This window comes from Candidatus Similichlamydia epinepheli (assembly GCF_003056015.1).
In genome coordinates this window covers 1-1,579 of the sequence record NZ_PPEU01000129.1, presented here as the reverse complement: position 1 = coordinate 1,579, position 1,579 = coordinate 1, and the positions used below count along the sequence as shown (strand labels likewise).

1 protein-coding gene is annotated in these 1,579 nt (G+C 38.4%); it reads right to left on the bottom strand.

The window, feature by feature from the left end:
- Positions 1-17: 17 nt before the first annotated feature.
- The gene (locus GCCT14_RS04825) at positions 18-1,535 is read right to left on the bottom strand and encodes a tetratricopeptide repeat protein (protein WP_108624440.1); all 1,518 of its coding nucleotides are present in this window, start codon (positions 1,533-1,535) and stop codon (positions 18-20) included.
- Positions 1,536-1,579: the final 44 nt, after the last annotated feature.

Here is a 1,579-nt window from a genome sequence, read left to right as displayed (position 1 = left end):
AGGCTTTTGCAAAGAGCTCATTCAAAAAGTTCATTGCTGCATGGAGTAGAAATAGATCGTGCAAGATCAGAAGCCACTTGCTGACGTATCTTCTCAAATTCTTCTGCTCGATCCATAGCCTTCAAACATATCTTTATATTGTATTCCGTCTGTTCTTGACCTCCATCAAGAGCAAGCACGCGCAATAATATCTCAAGAGCTTCCTGAAATGCCCCTAAGTCAAAAAGAAGGACTCCAATATCACCTAAAAGAGGGTAATCGCGAGTAGTAATTGGAAAAAATGCCTTGGCAACTTGAATCAGACAATCAATCCAAGACTTTCTTTTATCAGAGTTAAGAGAAGGCAACCCACTCCTAATCGAGTCAAAACAAGAAAAGAACACAGCAGGATCATAGCTACCTAAACGGATCATGTACTCAATAAAATCAAGAGATTTATTCCCATCTTCTTTAAAGCAATTAACAACTTGCCAATATTCAACCATTCCAAATTCATTGAAGAAAGTAGAAAAAAGAGGAAATAGACAATTGCCACTAGAACGATCAGTTGCCATTGCAGTAACTAAAAATGAATTGTCACTTGCCTGTGTAATTTTGGCATCTTGTTGTGTCGCGTGAAGATAGTGTTGAAGTGATAAATAATTTACAGAAACCGAGCCCATTGCCGGAGAAGATATACAATGCCCACCGATTTCATCCAATACATGAGGGACTGCTGAACCTTGATCAGAAGCCAAAAGACAATACCCAGCCGGAGACCAACTGGAGATTAGATCCAATGCTCTAAATGCTCCAATAGGAAGATTGAAATCATTCTTAAACTTAACGTCGTGTAATGCCTTCAATGCATAATTCCAAGATGGCTGGGAATAGTAGCTATCTGGATCAACTTCTTTACCTCTATTAACTGATAATTGAGCTGACCTCATAGCTCTTGGCAAAGTCTCAATCCCTTCAGGAGTAACTAAGTCACCATGCATTTCATAAAGTGTTCCTACTTCACTTAAGAATAAATCGTGAGGCAAACTATCAAAGAAATAATTAGCTATTACTAGAACAGGATTTGTCAAACGATCAGCTTCTATTACTTCTTGACTTAACCGAAGAGTCATTTTCTCATCACAAGTAGCATCCAGACAGGCAACGTCTGAAATGCCCTTGTCAAAAAATATCCTTAAATCTGGATGCTCTAAAATAAATTGCAAGTTTTCTTCTGCAAAATCTACGAATACGTATTTAAGACGAACAGGAAAAGAGTCGAACAATTCCTGAGTCAAATTAAGAAGTAAATAACCACACCGACCTACCCCACAACCCAAATCAAGAATATAGATAGTGTCATCAGGGTTCAATCTTCCTTGACTAAGCCAAAATTTCAACTGCAACTCAAAAAGATGAGCGTATCTGGTTAGAATAAAAGGTGAAGTCGTTAGGTAACAAGGGACCCCTTCATGGGTCCATGCTTTAGGGCCCAAATTCTCGTAGACTTTCTTATGCAAAGACCAAAACTCCGATTCTGAAAAACGTTTCTTCATAGTTAACCACGATTAATCCCAGTAAGCCCTAGAAAAATCAATCT